The 21,632-nt window shown below is 67.6% G+C and carries 22 protein-coding genes, 1 tRNA gene and 1 pseudogene; 14 read left to right on the top strand and 10 right to left on the bottom strand.

The features are described 5' to 3' along the window. Positions 1-12: 12 nt before the first annotated feature. Together purN and CAL24_RS13700 are read left to right on the top strand one after the other, a co-directional pair. The gene (purN, locus tag CAL24_RS13705) at positions 13-615 is read left to right on the top strand and encodes a phosphoribosylglycinamide formyltransferase (protein ID WP_432759295.1); all 603 of its coding nucleotides are present in this window, start codon (positions 13-15) and stop codon (positions 613-615) included. A gap of 64 nt (positions 616-679) precedes the next feature. Next, positions 680-2,125: an RsmB/NOP family class I SAM-dependent RNA methyltransferase gene (locus CAL24_RS13700; protein WP_051439541.1), complete on the top strand. Its 1,446-nt coding sequence runs from the start codon at positions 680-682 to the stop codon at positions 2,123-2,125. On the opposite strand, the gene CAL24_RS13695 is transcribed toward CAL24_RS13700, so the two are convergent. Then, positions 2,122-2,547 (bottom strand): hypothetical protein, encoded by a 426-nt coding sequence (locus CAL24_RS13695; protein WP_141218086.1) that lies wholly within the window; start codon positions 2,545-2,547, stop codon positions 2,122-2,124. The two genes, CAL24_RS13700 and CAL24_RS13695, sit on opposite strands and share 4 nt — an antisense overlap. A 253-nt stretch (positions 2,548-2,800) precedes the next feature. On the opposite strand from CAL24_RS13695, the gene CAL24_RS13690 reads away from it, so the two are divergent. From CAL24_RS13690 to CAL24_RS13680, 3 genes and pseudogenes are all read left to right on the top strand, one after another. Continuing rightward, positions 2,801-3,997 (top strand): DesA family fatty acid desaturase, encoded by a 1,197-nt coding sequence (locus tag CAL24_RS13690; RefSeq protein ID WP_028355678.1) that lies wholly within the window; start codon positions 2,801-2,803, stop codon positions 3,995-3,997. Continuing rightward, positions 3,994-6,181 (top strand): annotated as a pseudogene (locus CAL24_RS13685) (UvrD-helicase domain-containing protein). The gene CAL24_RS13690 and the pseudogene CAL24_RS13685 overlap by 4 nt, the downstream one beginning before the upstream one ends. A gap of 5 nt (positions 6,182-6,186) precedes the next feature. Then, positions 6,187-6,492 (top strand): chorismate mutase, encoded by a 306-nt coding sequence (locus tag CAL24_RS13680; protein WP_028355680.1) that lies wholly within the window; start codon positions 6,187-6,189, stop codon positions 6,490-6,492. Here CAL24_RS13680 and CAL24_RS13675 read toward each other — a convergent pair. Genes CAL24_RS13675 through CAL24_RS13665 form a run of 3 tightly spaced genes read right to left on the bottom strand, consistent with a single transcriptional unit; the run spans position 6,483 to position 8,567 of the window. After that, positions 6,483-6,815, bottom strand: coding sequence for a non-heme iron oxygenase ferredoxin subunit (locus CAL24_RS13675; protein ID WP_028355681.1), 333 nt, complete (start codon positions 6,813-6,815; stop codon positions 6,483-6,485). The two genes, CAL24_RS13680 and CAL24_RS13675, sit on opposite strands and share 10 nt — an antisense overlap. Before the next feature lie 19 nt (positions 6,816-6,834). Further along, entirely contained in the window at positions 6,835-7,308 is a 474-nt protein-coding gene (locus CAL24_RS13670) for an aromatic-ring-hydroxylating dioxygenase subunit beta (RefSeq protein ID WP_028355682.1), read from the bottom strand. A gap of 2 nt (positions 7,309-7,310) precedes the next feature. Next, a complete protein-coding gene (locus CAL24_RS13665; protein ID WP_094806963.1) occupies positions 7,311-8,567 on the bottom strand; it encodes an aromatic ring-hydroxylating dioxygenase subunit alpha in 1,257 nt (418 codons plus the stop codon). 171 nt (positions 8,568-8,738) lie between these two features. Between CAL24_RS13665 and CAL24_RS13660 the strand changes: the two genes are divergently transcribed. Then, the gene (locus CAL24_RS13660; RefSeq protein ID WP_094806962.1) at positions 8,739-9,641 is read left to right on the top strand and encodes a LysR family transcriptional regulator; all 903 of its coding nucleotides are present in this window, start codon (positions 8,739-8,741) and stop codon (positions 9,639-9,641) included. Positions 9,642-9,669: 28 nt separating this feature from the next. Here CAL24_RS13660 and CAL24_RS13655 read toward each other — a convergent pair whose 3' ends face one another. The 5 genes from CAL24_RS13655 to dapC are packed head-to-tail and all read right to left on the bottom strand — an operon-like array spanning position 9,670 to position 15,722. Next, the gene (locus tag CAL24_RS13655; protein ID WP_094806961.1) at positions 9,670-11,604 is read right to left on the bottom strand and encodes an ABC-F family ATP-binding cassette domain-containing protein; all 1,935 of its coding nucleotides are present in this window, start codon (positions 11,602-11,604) and stop codon (positions 9,670-9,672) included. A 19-nt stretch (positions 11,605-11,623) separates the two neighbouring features. Further along, on the bottom strand, positions 11,624-12,523 hold the full coding sequence (gene prmB, locus CAL24_RS13650; protein WP_094806960.1) for a 50S ribosomal protein L3 N(5)-glutamine methyltransferase: 900 nt from the start codon (positions 12,521-12,523) through the stop codon (positions 11,624-11,626). A 12-nt stretch (positions 12,524-12,535) separates the two neighbouring features. Beyond that, positions 12,536-13,678, bottom strand: coding sequence for a succinyl-diaminopimelate desuccinylase (gene dapE, locus CAL24_RS13645; RefSeq protein ID WP_028355687.1), 1,143 nt, complete (start codon positions 13,676-13,678; stop codon positions 12,536-12,538). Continuing rightward, positions 13,678-14,499 (bottom strand): 2,3,4,5-tetrahydropyridine-2,6-dicarboxylate N-succinyltransferase, encoded by an 822-nt coding sequence (gene dapD / locus CAL24_RS13640; RefSeq protein WP_028355688.1) that lies wholly within the window; start codon positions 14,497-14,499, stop codon positions 13,678-13,680. Before dapD ends, dapE begins: the two co-directional genes overlap by 1 nt. A gap of 26 nt (positions 14,500-14,525) precedes the next feature. Then, positions 14,526-15,722: a succinyldiaminopimelate transaminase gene (gene dapC, locus CAL24_RS13635; RefSeq protein WP_170947085.1), complete on the bottom strand. Its 1,197-nt coding sequence runs from the start codon at positions 15,720-15,722 to the stop codon at positions 14,526-14,528. A 45-nt stretch (positions 15,723-15,767) separates the two neighbouring features. On the opposite strand from dapC, the gene CAL24_RS13630 reads away from it, so the two are divergent. Both CAL24_RS13630 and CAL24_RS13625 read left to right on the top strand, forming a co-directional pair. Beyond that, positions 15,768-15,854 (top strand) — tRNA-Leu (locus CAL24_RS13630). 52 nt (positions 15,855-15,906) lie between these two features. After that, complete coding sequence (locus tag CAL24_RS13625) at positions 15,907-16,212, top strand: hypothetical protein (protein ID WP_419670679.1); 306 nt, start codon at positions 15,907-15,909, stop codon at positions 16,210-16,212. Positions 16,213-16,221: 9 nt separating this feature from the next. On the opposite strand, the gene CAL24_RS13620 is transcribed toward CAL24_RS13625, so the two are convergent. After that, positions 16,222-16,524, bottom strand: a complete 303-nt coding sequence (locus tag CAL24_RS13620; protein WP_094806958.1) for a DUF2513 domain-containing protein — start codon at positions 16,522-16,524, stop codon at positions 16,222-16,224. A gap of 136 nt (positions 16,525-16,660) precedes the next feature. Here CAL24_RS13620 and CAL24_RS13615 point away from each other — a divergent pair, with 136 nt between their 5' ends. From CAL24_RS13615 to clpX, 6 genes are all read left to right on the top strand, one after another. Continuing rightward, positions 16,661-16,981 (top strand): hypothetical protein, encoded by a 321-nt coding sequence (locus tag CAL24_RS13615; protein ID WP_028355692.1) that lies wholly within the window; start codon positions 16,661-16,663, stop codon positions 16,979-16,981. A 276-nt stretch (positions 16,982-17,257) separates the two neighbouring features. Beyond that, complete coding sequence (locus CAL24_RS13610; RefSeq protein ID WP_028355693.1) at positions 17,258-17,461, top strand: cold-shock protein; 204 nt, start codon at positions 17,258-17,260, stop codon at positions 17,459-17,461. Between the two features lie 206 nt (positions 17,462-17,667). Then, complete coding sequence (locus tag CAL24_RS13605) at positions 17,668-17,874, top strand: cold-shock protein (RefSeq protein WP_028355694.1); 207 nt, start codon at positions 17,668-17,670, stop codon at positions 17,872-17,874. Positions 17,875-18,168: 294 nt separating this feature from the next. Beyond that, complete coding sequence (tig, locus tag CAL24_RS13600; protein WP_028355695.1) at positions 18,169-19,479, top strand: trigger factor; 1,311 nt, start codon at positions 18,169-18,171, stop codon at positions 19,477-19,479. A 2-nt stretch (positions 19,480-19,481) separates the two neighbouring features. Further along, positions 19,482-20,135 carry an ATP-dependent Clp endopeptidase proteolytic subunit ClpP gene (gene clpP / locus CAL24_RS13595; protein WP_028355696.1) on the top strand — a complete coding sequence of 218 codons (654 nt, stop codon included), beginning with the start codon at positions 19,482-19,484 and terminating at the stop codon, positions 20,133-20,135. 107 nt (positions 20,136-20,242) lie between these two features. Then, on the top strand, positions 20,243-21,541 hold the full coding sequence (clpX, locus tag CAL24_RS13590; RefSeq protein WP_028355697.1) for an ATP-dependent Clp protease ATP-binding subunit ClpX: 1,299 nt from the start codon (positions 20,243-20,245) through the stop codon (positions 21,539-21,541). The last annotated feature ends 91 nt before the right edge of the window (positions 21,542-21,632 follow it).

Genomic DNA, 21,632 nt, shown 5'->3' with positions numbered 1-21,632 from the left:
CGCGGCAGCAATATGCAAGCCCTGGTGCGCGCCTGCCGCGACGAGGCATGGCCGGCCGAAGTCCGCGCCGTGGTCGCCAGCCGCCCGGATGCCGCCGGGCTGCAGTGGGCGCAGGAGCAGGGCATCGCCACGGCCGCGCTGTACCACAAGGACTTCCCCAGCCGCGAAGCCTTCGACACCGCCCTGGCGCAGGAAATCGACCGCCATGAGCCGGACTATGTGCTGCTGGCGGGTTTCATGCGCGTGCTGACGCCGGCCTTCGTCAATCATTACGCCGGCCGCCTGGTGAATATCCACCCGTCGCTGCTGCCCATGTTCCCGGGCCTGCACACGCACGCCCAAGCCTTGGCCACCGGGGTGCGCCTGCATGGCTGCACCGTGCATTTCGTCACGCCGGTGCTGGATCACGGGCCGATCATCGCCCAGGGCTGCGTGCCGGTACTGGCCGGCGATACGCCGGAGGCCCTGGCCGGGCGCGTGCTGGCCGTGGAGCACCAGGTCTACCCGGCCGCCGTGCGCTGGCTGGCGCAAGGCCGGGTGCGCCTGACGTCCGACCAGCGGGTCGAGGTCGACGGCGAGCCGCCACGACTGTTCATGGGGGCCGGCGCGGCCTGAGCCGCCGGCGTCCCCTGGTAGTTTTACCGGCCGAGGCTGTTGCCCCGGCCTCACTGGAAGAATCATGAGCAAGCATTCCGCCTCCCGGCCCCGCAGCGCCGGCTCCTCCGCCTCCAGCCGCCCCGCGCCGGCGCGCGGCGGCGCCCGCCGTCCCCCGGCCGGCGGGCCGGCCGCGCAGCCGCGCACCCCGCCCGCGGCGATCCGCATCGACCAGGTGCAGCGCGCGCTGGGCGAGATCCTGCAATGGACCTACCCGGCCGATGCCGCGCTGTCGCACTGGCTGCGGGCCCACCCGGCGCTGGGCGCGCGCGATCGCGGCGAGGTGGCCGAGGCCGTCTACGACGTCCTGCGGCACCTGCGCCGCTATCGCCAGCTCTCGGAAAGCGGCGTCGGCCCCGCCTCGCGGCGCCTGGCCATCCTGGGGCTGGCCGCCACCCTGGGCGGGCCCGCCCTGCGCGACGGGCTGGACGCGGCCGAGGCCGAATGGTTGCAGCGCGTCGGCCACATCGACCAGGCGGCGCTGCCGCGCGCCGTGCGCGCCAGCATGCCGGACTGGCTGGACGAGCGCCTGGGGCGCCTGGACGATGCCGACGCGCTGATGGCCGCCCTGAACCGGCCGGCGCCGCTGGACTTGCGCGTCAACCCGCTCAAGGCCGAGCGCGACGCCGTGCTGGCCGGGCTGCGCGAGGGCCCGGCCGCGCGCTTCGACCCGCAGCCCACGCCGTATTCGCCCTGGGGCATCCGCCTGGCCGGCCGGCCCGCGGTCAATCGCTGGCCGCAATTCGAGAACGGCAGCCTCGAAGTGCAGGACGAGGGCAGCCAGCTGCTGGCGCTGCTGGTGGGGCCGCGCCGCGGCGAAATGATCATCGATTTCTGCGCCGGCGCGGGCGGCAAGACCTTGCTGCTGGGGGCGCTGATGCGTTCGACCGGCCGCCTGTATGCGTTCGACGTCTCGGCCGCCCGGCTGGCCCGCGCCAAGCCGCGCTTCGCGCGCAGCGGCCTGTCCAACGTGGTGCCGGTGGCCATCGACGGCGAGAACGATGCGCGCGTCAAGCGGCTGGCGGGCAAGGCCCAGCGCGTGCTGGTCGACGCGCCGTGCAGCGGCATCGGCACCTTGCGGCGCAATCCCGACCTGAAATGGCGCCAGCATCCGGAAGCCCTGGCCGAGTTGGGCGCCCTGCAGACGCGCATCCTGAACAGCGCGGCCCGCTGCGTCGCGCCAGGCGGACGCCTGGTGTATGCGACTTGCAGCCTGCTGGCCGAGGAAAACCAGGTGCAGGCGGAGCAGTTCCTGGCCAGCCATCCCGATTTTGAACTGGTCGACGGCGCGGCGCTGCTTGCCAACCGCTGCGCCGGCCTCGGCCTGAGCGGGCCCTATGTGCAGTTGCGGCCGGATGTCCACGGCACCGACGGCTTCTTCGCGGCCGTGTTCGAGCGCAAGAAGGCAACGGGCGCGGCCGATCCGGCCCCGGCCGTCGAACCCGCCGGGACCGACGCGGAGCCCGCCTAGCGGGCGCTGTTGCCCGGCCGCACCTGGATCTGCGCGCGGGCGCGCTGCGTGCCCGTGGCGCGGTCCTGGTAGGCGACGTCCCAGGCCAGCGAATCGGTGCCGGACCGGCTGGCCCGGTAGCGCACCTGCACCAGCGGCGCCGCCACGGTCTGGCAGCGACCGGCCTTGACCGGCACCTGTTGGCTGCGCACGACAGTGACGCTGCCCAGCCGGGGCGGGGCGGTGACGCGCACCAGCGGCGCGCGCAGGGGCCGGCACGAGCCAGGGTGGACTTCATAGTAGCTTGCCAGCACGATTTCCCGGCCCGCGGCGACGGTCGTGGCCAATTCGGCGGCGACCGGGGCCGGCTGGGCAACCGTGCCGCCCGACAGGCCCGCCAACAAAAGGGGACAGATAAAGCGGGCGCGGGAGGGCAATCGCATGGTGGGGCAGGGCGGCGCACGCGGCCGATACGGAACAGCCGGCATTTTGCCAGCGATTGTGTAGCAAAACGTACAATCGCGGGTGTGCAACGGGCTGGGCGGCCCCATCTATGACGCATGGACGCCAGCTTGGCGCGATGCGAAAATACAGGCTTAGCCCTTGATTTGAAAACTATTTTGAAACCACGCTGTCATAAGCAAACCAGGTAGGCTAAACTGCCTGCCAACTTCAAGCGAGGCTTAAAAAAGCTTTATGGATCAATTCCTTTCCTTCCTTTCCGGGGGGCTTGCCCAAGCCACCTGGTGGCAGATCGTCCTGTATACGCTGGCGCTGACGCACGTGACCATCGTGTCGGTCACGGTCTTCCTGCACCGTAGCCAGGCGCATCGCGGCCTCGACCTGCATCCCGCGGTCATGCACTTCTTCCGGTTCTGGCTCTGGATGACCACCGGCATGGTCACGAAGGAATGGGTCGCCATCCACCGCAAGCACCACGCCAAGTGCGAAAAAGAGGGCGATCCTCACTCGCCCATGCTGTTCGGCGTCTGGAAAGTCCTGTTCCGCGGCGCGGAACTGTATCGCCTGGAGTCGGCCAACAAGGAAACCATGGCCAAGTTCGGCCACGGCACCCCCGACGACTGGCTCGAGCGCAACCTGTATTCCAAGCACAGCCTGCTGGGCGTGATGATCATGCTGGGCATCGACGTGGCCCTGTTCGGCGCCATCGGCCTGACCGTCTGGGCCGTGCAGATGGCCTGGATCCCGTTCTGGGCCGCCGGCGTGGTCAACGGCATCGGCCACTACTGGGGCTACCGCAACTACAACAGCCCCGACACCAGCACCAACGTGTTTCCGTGGGGCATCATCATCGGCGGCGAAGAGCTGCACAACAACCACCACGCGCACGGCACCTCGGCCAAGTTCTCGGCCAAGTGGTACGAATTCGACATCGGCTGGTGCTACATCAGCGTGCTGAAGTTCTTCGGGCTCGCCAAGGTCAAGAAGGTAGCCCCCAAGCTCAAGCTCGAATCCAGCGTCAAGGCCATCGACCTGCGCACCCTGCAGGGCGTCATCACGCACCGCTACGAGGTCATGGCGCGCTACGCCGACATCGTCAAGACCGCCGCCCGCGAGGAACTGGCCAAGCTCAAGCCCGCCCAGGACGGCGCGGCCGCCTCGCGCCTGCTGCGCGTGCGCCGCTGGCTCCACCGCAACGAAGAGGTCCTGCAGCCCGAACAGCGCGCCGAGGTCGACCGCGCCATCGCACAGCACCACTCGCTGTCCACCCTGGTCCAGATGCGCCGCGAGCTCGGCCGCCTGTGGGAAAGCTCCAGCGCCAGCAGCGAGCAATTGCTGCATGACTTGCAGGCCTGGTGCCAGCGCGCCCAGCAAAGCGGCATCGCCGGGCTCGAGCAATTCGCCCTCCGCCTGAGCCGCTACGCGGCATGATGCTAGAGCAGCTCAACCCTGAACAACGCGCCGCCGTAACGCTCGAACCGCAGCATGCCCTGGTCCTCGCCGGGGCCGGCAGCGGCAAGACCCGGGTGCTGACCACCCGCATGGCCTGGCTGATTCAAACCGGCCAGGCCAGTCCATTTGGCCTGCTGGCCGTCACGTTCACCAACAAGGCGGCGCGCGAGATGCTGGCGCGCATGTCGGCCATGTTGCCGCTCGACACGCGCGGCCTCTGGATCGGCACTTTCCACGGCCTGTGCAACCGCATGCTGCGTGCGCACCACCGCGACGCCGGCCTGCCGCAGACGTTCCAGATCCTCGATACCACCGACCAGCTGGCCGCCATCAAGCGCCTGCTCAAGGCCAACGGCATCGACGATGAAAAGTACCCGCCGCGCGACGTGCAGCGCTTCATCAACGGCGCCAAGGAAGACGGCCAGCGGCCCGGCGATCTCGAGGCCCACGACAGCCACCGGCGACGCCTGATCGAGATCTACCAGCTCTACGAGGCCCAGTGCCAGCGCGAAGGCGTGGTCGATTTCGCCGAGCTGCTGCTGCGCGCCCACGAACTGCTGGTGCGCAACGCGCCGGTGCGCGAGCATTACCAGCGGCGCTTCCGCCATATCCTGGTCGACGAGTTCCAGGACACCAACACGCTGCAGTACCAGTGGCTCAAGCTGCTGGCCGGCGGCGGGGCATCCATCTTCGCGGTGGGCGACGACGACCAGTCCATCTACGCCTTTCGCGGCGCCAATGTCGGCAACATGGCCGACTTCGAGCGCGACTACGCGCGCGGCACGGTCATCCGCCTCGAACAGAACTACCGCTCGTACGGGCACATCCTCGATTCGGCCAACGCGCTCATCGGCCACAACAATGGCCGCCTGGGCAAGAACCTCTGGACCGAGCAGGGCGAAGGCGAGCCCGTGCGGGTCATCGAGCAGCCGTCCGACGGCATGGAAGCCCAGTGGCTGGTCGACGAGGTGCGCTCGCTGATCAACGAAGGCAGCCTGCGCCGCGAAATCGCCGTGCTCTATCGCAGCAACGCGCAGTCGCGCGTGCTCGAGCACGCGCTGTTCTCGGCCGGCATCCCGTACAAGGTCTACGGCGGCCTGCGCTTCTTCGAACGCCAGGAGATCAAGCACGCGCTGGCCTACCTGCGCCTGATGGCCAACCCGCACGACGACACATCCTGGATGCGCGTGGTCAATTTCCCGACCCGCGGCATCGGCGCCCGCACGCTCGAGCAACTGGCCGACGCCGCGCGCGAGCTCGATTCCAGCCTGTTCGGCGCCGTCGCGCGCGTTGCCGCTGCCGGAGCTGGTCGAGCACATGCTGGATGCCAGCGGCCTGGTCGCCCATTACAAGACCGAGCGCGAAGGAGCCGAACGGCTCGAGAACCTCAACGAGCTGATCACCGCGGCGGCCGTGTTCGCCTCGGAAGAGAACTACGACGGCTTGCCCGCCGGCGTCGTGCCCGACCTTGGCGCCGATACGCCGCCCGACGGCCTGACGCCGCTGGCCGCGTTCCTCGCGCACGCCGCCCTGGAAGCCGGCGACAACCAGGCCCAGGCCGGCCAGGATGCCGTGCAATTGATGACGGTGCACGCGGCCAAGGGGCTGGAGTTCGACGCGGTGTTCATCACCGGGCTCGAGGAAGGCCTGTTTCCGCACGAGAACAGCATCCTCGAACCGTCGGGGCTCGAGGAAGAGCGGCGCCTCATGTACGTGGCCATCACGCGTGCCCGCCAGCGCCTGTATCTCAGCCTGGCGCAGAGCCGCATGCTGCACGGCCAGACGCGCTACGCCATGCGGTCGCGCTTCCTCGACGAGATTCCCGAACAGCACCTCAAATGGCTGACGCCGCGCGCCGGCAGCAGTCATGCGCACGCCGGGTTCGGCGCCTCGGCGGCCTGGAGCGGCCACGGCGACGCGTTCGGTCGCCGGCCTACCGGTACGATCGCGCCGCGTCCGCCGCGCGGCGTGACCAGCGGCGTCACCGTCGGCGATCGGCAGTATCGTATTGGCCAGGGGGTGCGGCACGCGCGTTTCGGCGACGGCACCATCATCGGCCTGAGCGGGTCCGGTCAGGACGCCCAGGCGCAGATCCAGTTTCGCGATGTCGGCGCCAAGACCCTGGCGCTGGGCATCGCCAAGCTCGACATCATCCAGGGGTGATTGCCATGACCGGCAGCGACGCTTCCGAACCCGACCTGCAGGCGCTGCGCGCCGAGATCGACGAGATCGACCAGCAGATCATGCTGCTGCTGGGGGTGCGTTTCCGTTGCACCGACATGCTCGACGACCTGAAGCAGGCGCACGGGCTCGAGTCCGGTGATCCGCGCCGCGTCGAGCAGCAGCTCGCCCGCATCCGCGAGCTGGCCGTCGACGCGGGCGTCCCGCCGGAACTGGCCGCGACGATCCTGCGCGCGGTGATCGATACGGTGCTGGAGCAGCACCGTCAGCGGCGCGAACGGCCCTATTCCTGAGTCTCGCCCCAGACCTGTACGTAGACCATGCCGTCTTCGATTTTCACGGGATAGGTCTTGATATCTTCTTTCAGCGGCGCGCACAGGGCCTTGCCGCTGCGCACGTCGAAGCGGCCCTGGTGCAGCGGGCATTCGATTTCATGACCTTCCAGGAAGCCGTCGCACAGGCGGGCCAGCCCATGCGTGCAGAGATTGTCGGTGGCATAGACGGCGTCGCCCACCGCGTATAGCGCGATTTCGCGACCGCCCGCATCCCAGGGCGTGACGTCGTCGGCGGCCAATTCGCCATGCGGCAGGGCGGGGGTCCAGAGGGCAGTGGTCATCGGCAAGGGTCCCAGGGTGTCAGAGCGGATAGATCAGCGAATTCGCAATCAGCTCGCTGTCGAACACGCATTGCCGGCTGGCGAACTTCAGGCCTTGCGGCGTGCGGCGGATCACGTCGATGTAGCGGCCGACATTGAAGACCGTGGTCGGCTGGCTCGGCTTGGTGCGGAACACCGCATAGCTGGCCTCGCATTCGAGCTGGTCCGCGTCCGCCGCCAGCACGCGGGGGGCGGCCACGACATGGCGCTGGTAGTACGGATCGTGAAAAATCGTCTCACTGATGGCATAGACGCGGTCCTGCAGCATGGCCTTGCTTTCGAAGGCCAGCGTGGCCAGCGGCAGGCCGTTGTCGTAATTCTCGCGCGGCACGATGCGATAGACGCAATCGTCCACGAAGAATTCCGGCCATTGGGCCCAGTCGCCCGCATCGAGCGTCGCGGCATAGTCGGCATACAGCCGCGCCAGGGCCTGGTACGTCGGGAAATCGATCATATTCAGGCCTCCATCACCCGTCGCCAGTAGGCGTACATCCCGCGGATCAGGGTTTCCGTCACCATGTGGTCGGTGTTCTCCGCCGTGTAGCCTCCCAGCTCCGCCACGGCCCGATGGAACGGCTTCTGCGCGAAACCGGCCTGCGATAGTTCGATGACTTCGCCGTCGTCGGCCGAGACGAAGCCGGCCGGGCCGAACAGGTTCGCCTGGCGCAGGCGCCGGCGCGTCATGTCTGGCGTATCTTCGGCGAAACCGAAGTGGGTCCAGACAAAATCGAAGGCATCGTGCCCCACTGGCTGGATATGGCGAGTGGACAGCGAGTTGACCTGCTGCTGGATGATCAGGCTCGGGAACAGGGTCATGAGCACCGCCGTGGGGCCTTGCCACCACGGCTCGGGCACGATGTCCAGGAAGCGGTCGTCGTTGAGCTGCATCTGTTCCTTGAAGCTGGCCACGCCCTGGGTGACCGAGCCCTTGCCACCCTGGCCGCGCGTCGAGATCATTGCCGCATGGCGGAAGTGGCGGTCCATTTTCAGCTGGGAGCGGTTGTCCGCCCGCCACAGGCCGAATGTCACGAACCACGTGTGCAACAGGCCGGGATGGTATGGGTCCTTGATGTTCTCCTGCATCAGTTTCCAGTTCCCGGCGATGCGCTGCCGGCTGTAGCCGTGTATGACCAGCTCGCGTCCGTCGAACACGCGGTCGAAATAATGCAGGATGTCCGGGCCCAGGAGCTCTTCCAGCGGCTCGACGCCATGGTCGAACGACGCGAACACCACCCCATGGCGGCAGGCGACCTTCAGTTGCGTCAGCCCGTGCTCCGCCGGGTCGAAATCCGGCGGCATGCCGCCCTGCACCCGGCCATCCTGCTTGACGCCGCGCCGCAGCGGCACGCCGATCAGGCGGCCCTGCAGGTCGTAATTCCATTGATGGTAGGGGCAGACGAATTCGCTGCGGTTGCCGGCGCGCGCGCGGCAGAATTGCACGCCCCGGTGTGCGCAGACATTCTCCAGCACCCGCACCTCGCCGCCGCTGTCGCGCACCAAGATCACCGAGCGTTCGCCGATCGCGGTGCGCCGGAAATCGCCCGGCTGCGGAATCTCCGCCTCCAGGCCGACATAGTTCCAGTGCCCCTGGTAGAAGAAGCGCTCCATTTCGCGCTGGTGCAGGGCCGGGTCGGTATACACGCCGAAGGGAATCCGGCTGGACCCTGCGCCGGGCCAGGCGGGCATGGCGGAAGAGGGCGCGGCGCCGTTCATGGGGTATCCCGGGTACAGGGTTGCGCCGGCGTGGCCGGCGGGGCGGGGTGGCGCATGGTGTCTCCAGGGTGTGGTGTCGTTATGAGGCGATCATCGTGCGTTCCTACAAATTAATAAATAGAATTTCGTGAATAAGGCAGATCACCAGAATCAATAATGGTGGAGACAAGCATGGATCTGAAAGACGTCGACCTCAACCTGCTGGTCGTATTCGACGCCCTGCTCAAGCACGGCAGTGTTTCGGCGGCGGCCGCCAGCTTGGGGGTGTCGCAACCCGGGGTCAGCAACGCGCTGAACCGGCTGCGCCGCTTGCTGGGCGACGACCTGTTCCTGCGCACCTCGCGCGGCATGGTGCCGACTCCCTACGCCGAGGGCCTGGCGGGGCCGCTGGCGGGCGCGCTGGACGCGATCCGCGACACCTTGAATGCGCGCACCCGCTTCGAGCCGGCCGGCAGCCGGCGCGGCTTCGTCATCGGCGTCAATGACGTGGGCGAAACCTATTTCCTGCCGCGCTTGATGCAGCACCTGGGGCGGCTGGCCCCGGAGGTCACCATCCGCACGGCGCGCACCACCTCCATCGACGTGCGCGACGAGATGGAGCGCGGCCGCATGGACCTGGCCATGGGGTTCCTGCCGGCGCTCAAGAGCGGCTTTTTCCAGCGCCGGCTGTTCAGCCAGCCCTACGTATGCCTGTTCCGCCGCGGCCATCCGCTGGCGGGCGGCAGTGTCACGCTGCGCCAGTTCCGGGCCGCCGAGCACGTGGCGATCCTGGCCGAGGGCACCGGCCATGGCGTGGTGGACGAAATCATGGCGCGTAGCGGCATTGCGCGGCGGGTGCGGCTGACAGTGCCGCATTTCATGGCCGTCGGTCCGGTCCTGCAGAATACCGACATGATCGCGGTGGTGCCGCGGCGTTTCGCCGATTGCGCCTGCGAGCCGTTCGGCCTGGCGGCCGCGGCTTGCCCGGTGAAGATCCCGGAATCGGTCATCAACGTCTTCTGGCACGCGCGCAATCACCGCGAGCCGGCCAATCAGTGGCTGCGCAATACCGTGTGCGACGTGTTCGGCGAGTGAAGCGGGCAGGCCGGGCGCCGGCGGCGCGCTAGCCGGCTTGCTGGATGTCCTCGAGCGCTTCCTGCAGTTCCAGCCAGCGTTCTTCCAGCGCGCCCATGCGCTTGCCCAGGTCGCCGTGCTCGGCCATGACTTGCTGGCGCTCGGCGCGTCGCGCGTCGGAATACAGGTCCGCGTCGGCGATGAGATCGTCCAGCTTGTGCAGCGCCGCGCGGATTTTCTCCATGTCTGCCTCGACCTTGGCCAGTTCGCTTTCCAGCGGCTTGCGCAAGGCGGCCAGCCGCTGGCGCTGCTCCGCCTCGAGCCGGCGCTGGGCCTTGCGGTTCACGGGTTCGGCCGCGCCGGAGGGGTCGCGCGCCAAGGTGTCGGCGGCTTTTTCCTGGGCGGTGCGGGCAGCCAGCCAATCGCGGTAGTCTTCGAGATCGCCATCGAACTCGCGCACGCCGCCGTCGGCCACGATCCAGAAGCTGTCGACCGTGGTGCGCAGCAGATGCCGGTCGTGCGAGACCAGCAGCATGCTGCCGGCGAATTCTGCCAGCGCGGTCGCCAGCGCTTCGCGCGTTTCGACGTCCAGGTGGTTGCTGGGTTCGTCCAGCAGCAGCAGATTGGGCTTCTGCCATACGATCAGCGCCAGCGCCAGGCGAGCCTTTTCGCCGCCCGACATGGGGCCTACGGGGCCGGTCGCCGCGTCGCCGGAAAAGCCGAACCCGCCCAGATAGTTGCGCAGCTCCTGTTCGCGGGTGTCCGGCGCCAGGCGCGCCAGATGCGCCAGCGGCGTGGCATCCAGGTCCAGCATGTCGAGTTGGTGCTGGTGGAAATAGCCGATCGCCAGCCCGCGCGAGGCGCGCCGCTCGCCCGCCTGGGCCGGCAATTCCTCGGCCAGCGTCTTGATCAGCGTGCTCTTGCCGGCGCCGTTGGCGCCCAGGATGCCGATGCGGCTGCCGGCCCGCACCATCAGTGTCACGTCCCGCAGGATCGGCACCGCGTTGCCGGCCGCGTCGGTATAGCCGGCCGACAGGTGCTCGAGCGCCAGCAGCGGGTCCGGCATGTGGTCGGGCGAAGGGATGCGGATGTCGATGCCGGCCTCGGCATGCAGGGGCGCCAGCGTTTCCATGCGGGCCAGGGCCTTGACGCGGCTCTGCGCCTGCTTGGCCTTGGTCGCCTTGGCCTTGAACCGGTCGATGAAACTGCGCAGGCGGGCGGCTTCGCGCGCCTGCCGCTCGTGCGCCAGGCTGGTCTGGCGCAAGCGCTCGGCGCGCTGGGTGAGGAAGTCCTGGTAGCCGCCGCGATAGCGCACCAGCTTGCCATGGTCGAAATGCAGGATGGCGCGCGCCACTGCATCGAGGAATTCCGTGTCGTGCGAGATCAGCAGCACGGTGCCGGGATACGCCGCCAGCCATTTCTCGAGCCACAGCATGGCGTCCAGGTCGAGGTGGTTGGTGGGTTCGTCCAGCAACAGCAGGTCCGAGGGCGCCATGAGTGCGCGAGCCAGCGCCAGCCGCATGCGCCAGCCGCCGGAGAAGCTCGCCACCGGACGCATCCATTCGTCCGGCTTGAAACCCAGGCCGGCCAGCAGCTGTTCGGCGCGCGATGCGGCGCTCCACGCGCCGGCCTCGACCAGCGCCGCCTCGGTTTCGGCGATCTGTGTGCCTTGATCGTCCTGGAGCGCCGCGCGCTGCGCCTGCAAACGCCGCAGGTGCGCGTCGCCATCGATGACGAACTCGCGCGCGGGCTGCTCGTCGGCGGCGATTTCCTGCTGGACGCCGGCGATGCGCCACCCGGCCGGCAGGTCGATGCCTCCGGCGTCGGGATCCAGCGCGCCGGTCAGCAGGGCGAACAGCGACGACTTGCCGGCGCCGTTCTTGCCGACGATGCCGACGCGTTCGCCGGGATGCACGACGAAGTCCGCGTCTTCCAGCAGCACCTTGGTGCCGCGGCGCAGGGTCAATCCGGAGGCGCGTATCACGAAAAGCGGATCCTACAAATCATTGGCCCTGGGCCAGTTGCTCGCGGGTGAGCAGCAGTATCTGGTCGCTGGCGGCTTCGGTCTCCAGCCATACCGGCTCCAGCGCCGGGAAGGCCGCCTCGAAGTGCTCGCGCTCGTGACCGATCTCCAGCACCAGCACGCCGCCGGGCGCCAGGTAGCGCGGCGCGTCCCGCAGGATGCGCCGCACCAGGTCCATGCCGTCGGTGCCGCCCGCCAGCGCCAGCGCCGGCTCGTGACGGTACTCGGCCGGCAGGTCGGCCATCGAGGCGCTGTTCACGTAGGGCGGGTTGCAGACAATGACGTCATAGGCGCGCGCCGGCAAGTCGTCGAACAGGTCGCTGCGGCGCAGCGCCAGGCGGTCTTGCAGCGCATAGTCGGCCACGTTGCGGCGCGCCACTTCCAGCGCGTCGGCGGATACGTCCACCGCGTCCACATGCGCCTGCGGAAAGGCCAGCGCGGCCAGGATCGCCAGGCAGCCCGAGCCGGTGCACATATCGAGCGCCGCTTCGACGTTGGCCGGTTCCACCCAGGGGGCCAGCCCCTGGTCCAGCAGTTCGGCGATGGGCGAGCGCGGCACGATGACGCGCGGGTCGACCTGGAAGCGGTGGCCGCGCAGCCAGGCTTCGCCGGTCAGGTAGGCCGCGGGCACGCGCTCGGCGACCCGCCGGTCGAGCAGCTCGAGTACGCGGGTGCGCTCGTGCGGCAGGACACGGGCATCCAGAAATGGATCGAGCGTGTCCAGCGGCAGGTGCAGCGCATGCAATACCAGGTAGACGGCTTCGTCCCACGGGTTGTCGCTGCCATGCCCCAGCGCTGCGCCCGTTTCGCACAGGCGCGACACGCCATAGCGGATCAGGTCGCGCAGCGTGCGCAGGTCTTGTCGGTCGGAAGAGGGCATACAGGCCTTGGTTCAGCGGGGCAGCAGCAGGTTTTCCAGCGTGCGGCGGTAGATGTTCGAGAGCGGCTCCAGCGCAGCCAGCTCGATGCGCTCGTTGACCTTGTGGATGGTCGCGTTGCAGGGGCCGAACTCGATCACCTGCGGGCATATCTTGGCGATGAAGCGCCCATCCGAGGTGCCGCCGGTGGTCGACAGTTCGGCCGTCACGCCGGTCTCGGCGCGGATCGCCTCGACCAGCGCGTCGGTCAGCGGGCCGCGCGGCGTCAGGAAAGGTTCGCCGCCCAGCTCCCAGTCCAGGTCGTATTCCAGCCCGTGCTTGTCGAGGATGGCGTGCACCCGTGCTTGCAGGCTGTCGGGCGTGCTGGCGGTGGAGAACCGGAAGTTGAACAGCACCACCGCCTCGCCGGGCACCACATTGGTGGCGCCGGTGCCGGCGCGCAGGTTGGACACCTGGAAGGTGGTGGGTGGGAAGTACTCGTTGCCGCGGTCCCATTCCGTGGCCGCGATCTCGGCCAGCGCCGGCGCCAGTTGGTGCACCGGGTTGCGCGCCAGGTGCGGATAGGCCACGTGCCCCTGGATGCCCTTGACCGTGAGCCGGCCCGACAGCGAGCCGCGCCGGCCGTTCTTGCAGGTGTCGCCGAGGGTGTCGCCCGAGGTCGGCTCGCCCACGATGCAATAGTCCAGTTGTTCGCCGCGCGCCTTCAGTTCGTCGCACACGATCACGGTGCCGTCGACCGCCGGGCCTTCCTCGTCGGAAGTGATCAGCAGGGCGATGGAGCCTTCGTGCTGCGGATGGGCCGCCACGAATCGCTCGGCCGCCACCACGAAGGCGGCGATCGAGCTCTTCATGTCGGCCGCGCCGCGGCCGTACAGGTAGCCGTCGCGCTCCGTGGGAACGAACGGGTCGCTGTCCCATTTGTCGCGCGGGCCGGGGGGGACCACGTCGGTATGGCCGGCGAACACGATCAGCGGGGCGGACTTGCCGCGCCGCGCCCACAGGTTGGTGACGCCGCCGCGCGCGATGGTCTCGCAGCGGAAGCCGATTTGTTCCAGGCGCTGCGCCAGCAGCATCTGGCAATCGACGTCGTCGGGCGTCACCGAGGGGCGGGAGATCAGCTCGCGCACCAGCGAAAGTACGGCACTGTCGGCGCTCATCAGGCCCTCAGCAGGTCGTTGATGCTGGTCTTGGCGCGAGTCTGCGCGTCCACGCGCTTGACGATGACGGCGCAGGCCAGGCTGTGCGAACCGTCTTCGGCGGGCAGCGAGCCGGGCACCACCACCGAGCCCGCAGGCACGCGGCCGTAGGTGATCTTGCCGGTGGCGCGATCGTAGATCTTGGTGCTCTGTGACAGGTATACGCCCATGGCCAGCACCGAGTTCTCCTCGACCACCACGCCTTCCACCACTTCGGAACGCGCGCCGATGAAGCAGTTGTCCTCGATGATGGTCGGGTTGGCCTGCAGCGGCTCGAGCACGCCGCCGATGCCGACGCCGCCCGACAGGTGCACGTTCTTGCCGATCTGGGCGCACGAACCCACGGTGGCCCAGGTGTCGACCATGGTGCCTTCGTCGACGTAGGCGCCGATGTTGACGTAGGAGGGCATCAGCACGACATTGCGCGCGATGAAGGCGCCGCGGCGCGCCACGGCCGGCGGCACGACGCGGTAGCCACCGTGCTTGAATGCGGCGTCGCCGTACTCGGAAAACTTGAGCGGCACCTTGTCGTAGAACTGCAGGGGCGCCTGGCCCATGACGGCGTTGTCCTGCAGCCGGAACGACAGCAGCACGGCCTTCTTCACCCACTGGTGCACGATCCAGCCGGCCTCGGTCTTCTCGGCCACGCGCAGGCGGCCCAGGTCGAGGGCGGCGATGGTTTGCTCGACCGCCTCGCGCACTTCCGCGCTGGCGTCGACAGGCGACAGGTTGCCCCGGTTTTCCCAGGCATTTTCAATAGTGGTTTGCAGGTCGAGAGTCATAGCGGCTCAGTCAGTGAAAAAGTTGGTCAAAGCGTAGTGCTGGCAAAGTGGGCAATGCGGCTGGCGGCCTCGACGCATTGCGCCAGGGGCGCCACCAGCGCGATGCGGATGCGGCCCTGGCCGGGATTGACGCCGTGCGCCTCGCGCGCCAGGAAACTGCCCGGCAGCACGGTCACGCCGGTACGGGCGTACAAGTCGCGGGCGAACGTCGTGTCCGGGCCGGGTACGGCCGCCCACAGGTAGAACGAGGCCTGCGGCAGCTGGACGTCCAGCGCAGGCTGCAGCAGCGGCACGACCGCGGCGAACTTGTCGCGATACAGCGCGCGGTTGTCGCGGACATGGGTCTCGTCGCTCCAGGCGGCGACGCTCGCTGCCGAGACGATCGGGCTCATGGCGCTGCCATGATAGGTACGGTACAGCAGGAAGCGCGCCAATAGCGCGGCATCGCCCGCCACGAATCCGGAACGCAGCCCCGGCACGTTGGAGCGCTTGGACAGGCTCGAGAACACCACCAGGTTCTTGTAATCGTCGCGGCCCAGGCGGCGCGCCGCCTGCAGCGCCCCCAGGGGAGGGTCGCCTTCGTCGAAATAGATCTCGGAATAGCATTCGTCGGATGCGATCGCGAAACCATGGCGGTCGGACAGTTCGAACAGCGTGCGCCAGTCGTCCAGCGGCATGACGTTGCCGGCCGGGTTGCCGGGCGAGCACACGAACACCAGCGCGGTGCGGCGCCAGGCGTCGTCGGGCACGCTGCGCCAATCGCTGCCGAAGTTGCGCGCGGGGTCGGCGTTGACGTAGTAGGGCTGCGCGCCGGCCAGCAGCGCGGCGCCTTCGTAGATCTGGTAGAACGGGTTGGGGCACACCACCAGGGGCTGCGCGGCGGCGTCGATCACCGTCTGCGCGAACGCGAAGAGCGCTTCGCGCGATCCCAGCACGGGCAGCACCTGCGTGTCGGCGTCCGGGGCGGGGATGCTGTAGCGGCGCGCCAGCCACTGGGCGATGGCCGAGCGCAGCGCGGCGTCGCCCTTGGTGGCGGGGTACACCGACAGGCCGGCGAGGTTGTCGCGCAGCGCTTGCGCCACGCATGCCGGGGCCGCATGCTTGGGCTCGCCGATGGACAGGTCGATCGGGGCCAACCCGGCGGGCGCGGGCCCGGCCGATTCGAGCAGTGCCCGCAGTTTGGTGAAGGGATAGGGATGCAGGGCATCGAGGCGCGAGTTCATGGCGCAAGATTTTAGCAAGCAAGCTACAATACCGGGCTTGGCTTTGCGAAGGTGGCGAAATTGGTAGACGCACCAGGTTTAGGTCCTGACGCCGTAACAGGTGTGCGGGTTCGAGTCCCGCCCTTCGCACCAGTTCCCGGCCGCTCCCTTTGACGGGGGCGGCCACAACCTGCCGGATGGCGCGGTGCAGCACTACGAGTACATCTTCTGGGCCATGGCTGCCGTGGTGGCGCTGGCCCTGGCCAGCGGCGCGGCGCTGGGGCGCTGCGGCAGCGTGGCGCGCAGCCTTGCCGGCGTGGCCCTGACCGGCCTGGTGGTGCTGGCGGCCGTGGCCCTGCTGGCCTCGCGCGCCGGCCTGGGCGAGCTGGTCGCGCTGCTGGCCGTGGCCTCGTTCATGTTCTTCCTGGTCATCGGCACCGCCGCCACGCTGCTGGCCCGGCGCGTGCGCCAGCAGCGGCTCGCGCGCCGCGTCCCCGGCCGTCTCGGCTGAGCCGGCGCCTCAGTCGTCGTCTTCCTCGTCCTCGTCCTCGTCTTCGTCGCCGTCCTGCTGGTCGAGCGCATCGTAGCCTTTCCAGGTCAGGCGCCAGTGCGCCTCGTGCGGGCTGCCGTCCATCGAGAGGGCGGCCTTGATCAGCCCCGCATCGGCCAGGATGTCCAGGTGGTGGGCAATCAATGGCGCGGGCGGTGCATCCTGCATGCTGGCGTGCACGGCCGTTACGATGTGGGCTTCCGACATCGCGGCGGTGTCGGCATCGCGCAGTTCGCTCAGTATCGTGACCACAAGGTCGAAATCGCGTTGCATGGCTGTTTCCTCCCAAAGGCCGCCCATGAATGACGCACCATACCAGCATCCCGCGCCGCGGCCCAGCGGCCAGCCGCTGCGCGCCGCCTGCCGGGCTGGTATAGTCGCGTCCCCGCGCATGCAAAGGACCCCGATCATGGACATCACCAGTCGCCAAGTCGCCGAGATCCCCGGCGGCCTTGCCCTGCAGACCACGCTGGATGGCGAGCGCATCGACGCCTATGTGGTGACCGGCGTTGCCGACCTGGAAGCCGTGGCCGATATCGTCCCGCGCGAGAAGGTCGAGGCGGGCGCGGAGATCCATGTGGCGGCCGTGGATGCGATCGACACGGCGCAAGAACAGGTCGACCAGGTGCTCGACAACATCAATCCGGGCGATGTGGCCGTGTTCCTGTGCGCCGATGCGGACGCCTACAACGCCGCCCTCGACCTGCTGGGGCTGCCGCTCGAACCTTGACGCGCGCGGGCTGCGCACACGCGCGGGACCATCCCGCGCCTGAATAGTTCCAAATCCGCCCCCGTGCCGTTGCGCTTTGTTGCATTATTGGCACGTATTTTTGAGGATTATGTTGACTTGTGAGGGGAACCTGACGATAGTGACGGCACACGATCTCAAGCGTTGCGATTTTCGATCAGTGCAGTGCCTTTGCCGGCCAGCGTTATTGTTCTACTGTCCCCTCCTTGATTGATTCGTGACCCCGGGCATTTGCCCATTATCTCTAGGAAACACAGTATGGAAACCGGCGTCGTTAAGTGGTTCAACTCGGAAAAGGGCTACGGCTTTATTACTCCGGAAGGAGGCGGCAAGGATTTGTTCGCGCATTTTTCCGAAATTCAGGCCAACGGCTTCAAGTCCCTCGAAGAGAACCAACGCGTCAGCTTTGTGACGGCTAATGGTCCCAAGGGTCCGCAAGCAACGAAAATCCAGGTCCTGTAAGGCCTGGCGCTCCGAAAAGCCCCTGCGGGGGCTTTTTTGTTGCCCGGACGCCATATCGGGGAGCGGCGCCATGGCCCGGCGCCGACGAATTTGCATCAATTTGCAATATCTGACGTTTTTCATTGGCCGCACCTACACTGGGCTGGCGACGCGCTTGCCGTTCTGCCTGTCGCTCCGCGAGCAATCGCTATCTGAAGGACACATCCATGGCAACAGGTATCGTCAAGTGGTTCAACGCTGAAAAGGGCTACGGTTTCATCACGCCCGATGACGGCAGCAAGGATCTTTTCGCGCACTACTCGGAAATCAGCAGCGAAGGCTACAAGTCGCTGCAGGAGAACCAGCGCGTGACGTTCGATGTGGGGCAGGGGCCCAAGGGTCCCAGCGCCAAGAACATCAAGGTCACCAGCTAGCGCTCGCGCGGCCGGGCCCGCGCTTCCCGCCCCCATGCGGCCGTGCGCCGATGGGGGCGTTTTGTCGTGCGCGGGGCGCTGCGCCGATGCAGGGCTGCCAGGGGCCTCGATTCGGCCGCCGAGCCGTCGGGGCGCCGCGCGCCTGGCCAGTGCGGCACCCGGTTCGCGGGCCGGCCGGGCGGCTTCCTTGGGGACTTCCCCAGGCTGCGGGCTGCGCCTGTCGCGGAGGGCTTGAACTTTCCGGTAAAATGCCCTGTTTATTCGTTCGTTCACCCAATTTCTCGGAAAATTTTGATGCAGCCTGTGGTTGAAACCCTCTCTGGTCTGGAACGCCGCGTCGACCTCGCGGTTTCGGTGGCCGACGTCGAAAAGGAAGTCCAGGCGCAGCTGAAGCGCGTGGCTCGTACCGCCAAGGTGCCCGGGTTCCGTCCGGGCAAGGCGCCGCTGGCCATGCTCGAGCGCAGCCACGGCCCCGGCATTCGCTACGATGTGATCAACGGCCAGGTCGGCCGTGCCTTCGAGCAGGCCATCGATAGCGCCAAGCTGCGCGTCGCCGGCGCGCCCACGCTCGAACCGAAGACCGAAGGCGTGGCCGACGACACGCTGGCCTTCACCGCCACCTTCGAGGTCTATCCCGAAGTGGCCGTGCCCGATCTGGCCGCGCTGGCCGTGACCCGCTACGAGACCGCCGTGTCCGACGCGGAAGTCCAGCAGACGCTCGACGTGCTGCGCAAGCAGCGCGCCACCTACGAGGCCCGCGAAGGCCGCGCCGCCCAGGATGGAGACCGCGTCACGCTCGATTTCGCGGGCACCATCGACGGCGTGCCGTTCGAAGGCGGCAAGGCCGAGAACTTCCCGTTCGTGCTGGGCCAGGGACGCATGCTGCCCGAGTTCGAGGCGGCCGCCCAAGGCCTGAAGGCGGGCGAAACCAAGGTATTCCCGCTCAAGTTCCCGGACGACTACCAAGGCAAGGAAGTCGCCGGCAAGACCGCCGAATTCACCATCACGGTCAAGGAAGTCGCCGAAGGCGTGCTGCCCGAGGTCAATGGCGATTTCGCCAAGGCGCTCGGCCAGCCGGAAGGCGATGTCGAGAAGCTCAAGGCCGACATCCGCACCAACATCGAGCGCGAGGTCAAGGCGCGCACGCAGGGCCGCACCAAGGCCAGCGTCATGGACGCCCTGGTCGAGGCCGGCAAGTTCGACGTGCCCAAGGCGCTGGTCGACAGCGACGTGCAGAACCGCGTCCAGGCCGCCCGCGAGGAACTGAAGCAACGCGGCGTGCCCAACGCCGAGTCGGTGCCCATTCCGGCGGAAGCCTTCGCCACCGAGTCCGAGCGTCGCGTGCGCCTCGGCCTGCTGGTGTCCGAACTGGTCAAGCAGGCGCAGCTGCAAGCCAAGCCCGAGCAGGTGCGCGCGCGCATCGAAGAGTTCGCGCAAAATTACGAGCAGCCCGCGCAGGTCGTCAGCTACTACCTGACCGACCGCCAGCGCCGCGCCGAAATCGAAGCCATCGTGCTCGAAGACAACGTGGTGCAGCACGTGCTGGAAAAAGCCAAGGTCACCGAAGAGCAGGTGCCTTTCGATCAGCTGATGGGGATGGCGTAAGCATGCAGCGTTTCACCGATTTCTATGCGGCAATGTACGGCGGGTCGTCGGTCACGCCCACTGGCCTGGGATATATCCCGATGGTCATCGAGCAGTCCGGGCGCGGCGAGCGTGCGTACGACATCTACTCGCGCCTGCTGCGCGAGCGCCTCATCTTCCTGGTCGGCCCGGTCAACGACAACACGGCCAACCTGATCGTGGCGCAATTGCTGTTCCTGGAATCGGAGAACCCCGACAAGGACATCTCGCTGTACATCAACTCGCCGGGCGGGTCGGTGTACGCCGGGATGGCCATTTTCGACACCATGCAGTTCGTCAAGCCCGACGTCTCGACGCTGTGCACCGGGCTGGCGGCCAGCATGGGGGCTTTCCTGCTTGCCGCCGGCAAGAAGGGCAAGCGCTTCACGCTGCCGAATTCCCGCATCATGATTCACCAGCCTTCGGGCGGCGCCCAGGGCCAGGCTTCCGATATCCAGATCCAGGCCCGCGAGATCCTCGACCTGCGCGAGCGCCTGAACCGCATCCTGGCCGAGAATACCGGCCAGCCCGTGGAGCGCATTGCCGTGGACACCGAGCGCGACAACTTCATGTCGGCCGAAGATGCGGTATCGTATGGTCTGGTGGACAAGGTTCTCGCATCCCGTTCCGAGGGCTAGTCGAACGGAATCCCCCGGGCCTGTGCGGTGCCGTCACGTCCGAGTAAGCGTTGAATGCGCCGGCCGATTCCCGGCGGGCGCGTTCTCACCAGAGATACGAAACACATATGCCTGAAAAAAAGGGATCGGCCGACGCAAAGGTACTGCACTGCTCGTTCTGCAACAAGAGCCAGCACGAAGTCCGCAAGCTGATCGCAGGGCCGTCGGTGTTCATCTGCGATGAATGCATCGACCTCTGCAACGACATCATCCGCGAGGAAGCTCAGGCGACCGCGCGCGCGGCCATACGGTCCGAACTGCCCACGCCGGCTGAAATCAAGACCTTCCTGGACCAATACGTCATCGGCCAGACGCTGCCCAAGCGCATGCTGGCGGTGGCGGTCTACAACCACTACAAGCGCATCCGCCACGGCGAGATCAAGGGCGACGAGGTCGAGCTCTCGAAGAGCAACATCATGCTCATCGGCCCCACCGGCTCGGGCAAGACGCTGCTGGCCCAGACGCTGGCGCGCATGCTCAACGTGCCGTTCGTGATGGCCGACGCCACCACGCTGACGGAAGCGGGCTACGTCGGCGAGGACGTCGAGAACATCATCCAGAAGTTGCTGCAGAACTGCAACTACGAGGTCGAGAAGGCGCAGCGCGCCATCATCTACATCGACGAAATCGACAAGATCTCGCGCAAGTCCGACAACCCGTCGATCACTCGCGACGTCTCGGGCGAGGGTGTGCAGCAGGCGCTGCTCAAGCTCATCGAGGGCACCGTGGCTTCGGTGCCCCCGCAGGGCGGGCGCAAGCATCCCAACCAGGATTTCGTCCAGGTCGACACCACCAATATCCTGTTCATCGTCGGCGGCGCCTTCGATGGCCTCGAGAAGGTGATCCGCGACCGTACCGAGAAATCCGGCATCGGCTTCTCCGCCTCCGTGCGGGCCAAGTCCGAGCGGGGCGTGGGCGAGCTGTTCAGCGAGGTCGAGCCGGAAGATCTGATCAAGTTCGGCCTGATCCCCGAACTGGTCGGCCGGCTGCCCGTGGTGGCCACCCTGGACGAGCTCGACGAAGCCGCGCTGGTCCAGATCCTCACCGAGCCCAAGAACTCGCTGATCAAGCAGTTCCAGAAGCTGTTCGCCATGGAAGGCGCCGAGCTCGACGTGCGTCCCGGCGCGCTCAAAGCCATCGCCCGCAAGGCGCTCAAGCGCAAGACCGGGGCCCGGGGCCTGCGCTCCATCATCGAGGCGGCGCTGCTGGACACCATGTACGACCTGCCTTCCCAGGGCAACGTCAGCCGGGTGGTGCTCGATGAAAACGTCATCGACAGCGACGGCAAGCCGCTGCTCATCTACGCCGACGAGGCCGCCGCGCCGGACAAGCCGGCCCGCAACCAGGTGCGCGGCGCAGCCGCTTGAAAACACAGCAAAAAACCCGTTTTGTAACGGGTTTTTTTGCCTCTGAGCGCCATCCGGGCGCCGGCTGCTTGATTTTTCGGCTATCGTTCCC

The organism is Bordetella genomosp. 2, from assembly GCF_002261345.1.
Taxonomy (GTDB): Bacteria; Pseudomonadota; Gammaproteobacteria; order Burkholderiales; family Burkholderiaceae_B; genus Bordetella_A.
The sequence above is the reverse complement of the archived record's forward strand: the minus strand, read 5'-3'. Positions and strand labels throughout refer to the sequence as shown.

Excerpts from the sequence above, each read along its gene's own strand:
- purN (WP_432759295.1), top strand. The coding sequence starts at position 13 with ATGCAAGCCCTGGTGCGCGCCTGCCGCGACGAGGCATGGCCGGCCGAA.
- CAL24_RS13700 (WP_051439541.1), top strand. The coding sequence starts at position 680 with ATGAGCAAGCATTCCGCCTCCCGGCCCCGCAGCGCCGGCTCCTCCGCC.
- CAL24_RS13695 (WP_141218086.1), bottom strand. The coding sequence starts at position 2,547 with ATGCGATTGCCCTCCCGCGCCCGCTTTATCTGTCCCCTTTTGTTGGCG.
- CAL24_RS13690 (WP_028355678.1), top strand. The coding sequence starts at position 2,801 with ATGGATCAATTCCTTTCCTTCCTTTCCGGGGGGCTTGCCCAAGCCACC.
- CAL24_RS13680 (WP_028355680.1), top strand. The coding sequence starts at position 6,187 with ATGACCGGCAGCGACGCTTCCGAACCCGACCTGCAGGCGCTGCGCGCC.
- CAL24_RS13675 (WP_028355681.1), bottom strand. The coding sequence starts at position 6,815 with ATGACCACTGCCCTCTGGACCCCCGCCCTGCCGCATGGCGAATTGGCC.
- CAL24_RS13670 (WP_028355682.1), bottom strand. The coding sequence starts at position 7,308 with ATGATCGATTTCCCGACGTACCAGGCCCTGGCGCGGCTGTATGCCGAC.
- CAL24_RS13665 (WP_094806963.1), bottom strand. The coding sequence starts at position 8,567 with ATGAACGGCGCCGCGCCCTCTTCCGCCATGCCCGCCTGGCCCGGCGCA.
- CAL24_RS13660 (WP_094806962.1), top strand. The coding sequence starts at position 8,739 with ATGGATCTGAAAGACGTCGACCTCAACCTGCTGGTCGTATTCGACGCC.
- prmB (WP_094806960.1), bottom strand. The coding sequence starts at position 12,523 with ATGCCCTCTTCCGACCGACAAGACCTGCGCACGCTGCGCGACCTGATC.
- dapE (WP_028355687.1), bottom strand. The coding sequence starts at position 13,678 with ATGAGCGCCGACAGTGCCGTACTTTCGCTGGTGCGCGAGCTGATCTCC.
- dapD (WP_028355688.1), bottom strand. The coding sequence starts at position 14,499 with ATGACTCTCGACCTGCAAACCACTATTGAAAATGCCTGGGAAAACCGG.
- dapC (WP_170947085.1), bottom strand. The coding sequence starts at position 15,722 with ATGAACTCGCGCCTCGATGCCCTGCATCCCTATCCCTTCACCAAACTG.
- CAL24_RS13620 (WP_094806958.1), bottom strand. The coding sequence starts at position 16,524 with ATGCAACGCGATTTCGACCTTGTGGTCACGATACTGAGCGAACTGCGC.
- CAL24_RS13615 (WP_028355692.1), top strand. The coding sequence starts at position 16,661 with ATGGACATCACCAGTCGCCAAGTCGCCGAGATCCCCGGCGGCCTTGCC.
- CAL24_RS13610 (WP_028355693.1), top strand. The coding sequence starts at position 17,258 with ATGGAAACCGGCGTCGTTAAGTGGTTCAACTCGGAAAAGGGCTACGGC.
- CAL24_RS13605 (WP_028355694.1), top strand. The coding sequence starts at position 17,668 with ATGGCAACAGGTATCGTCAAGTGGTTCAACGCTGAAAAGGGCTACGGT.
- tig (WP_028355695.1), top strand. The coding sequence starts at position 18,169 with ATGCAGCCTGTGGTTGAAACCCTCTCTGGTCTGGAACGCCGCGTCGAC.
- clpP (WP_028355696.1), top strand. The coding sequence starts at position 19,482 with ATGCAGCGTTTCACCGATTTCTATGCGGCAATGTACGGCGGGTCGTCG.
- clpX (WP_028355697.1), top strand. The coding sequence starts at position 20,243 with ATGCCTGAAAAAAAGGGATCGGCCGACGCAAAGGTACTGCACTGCTCG.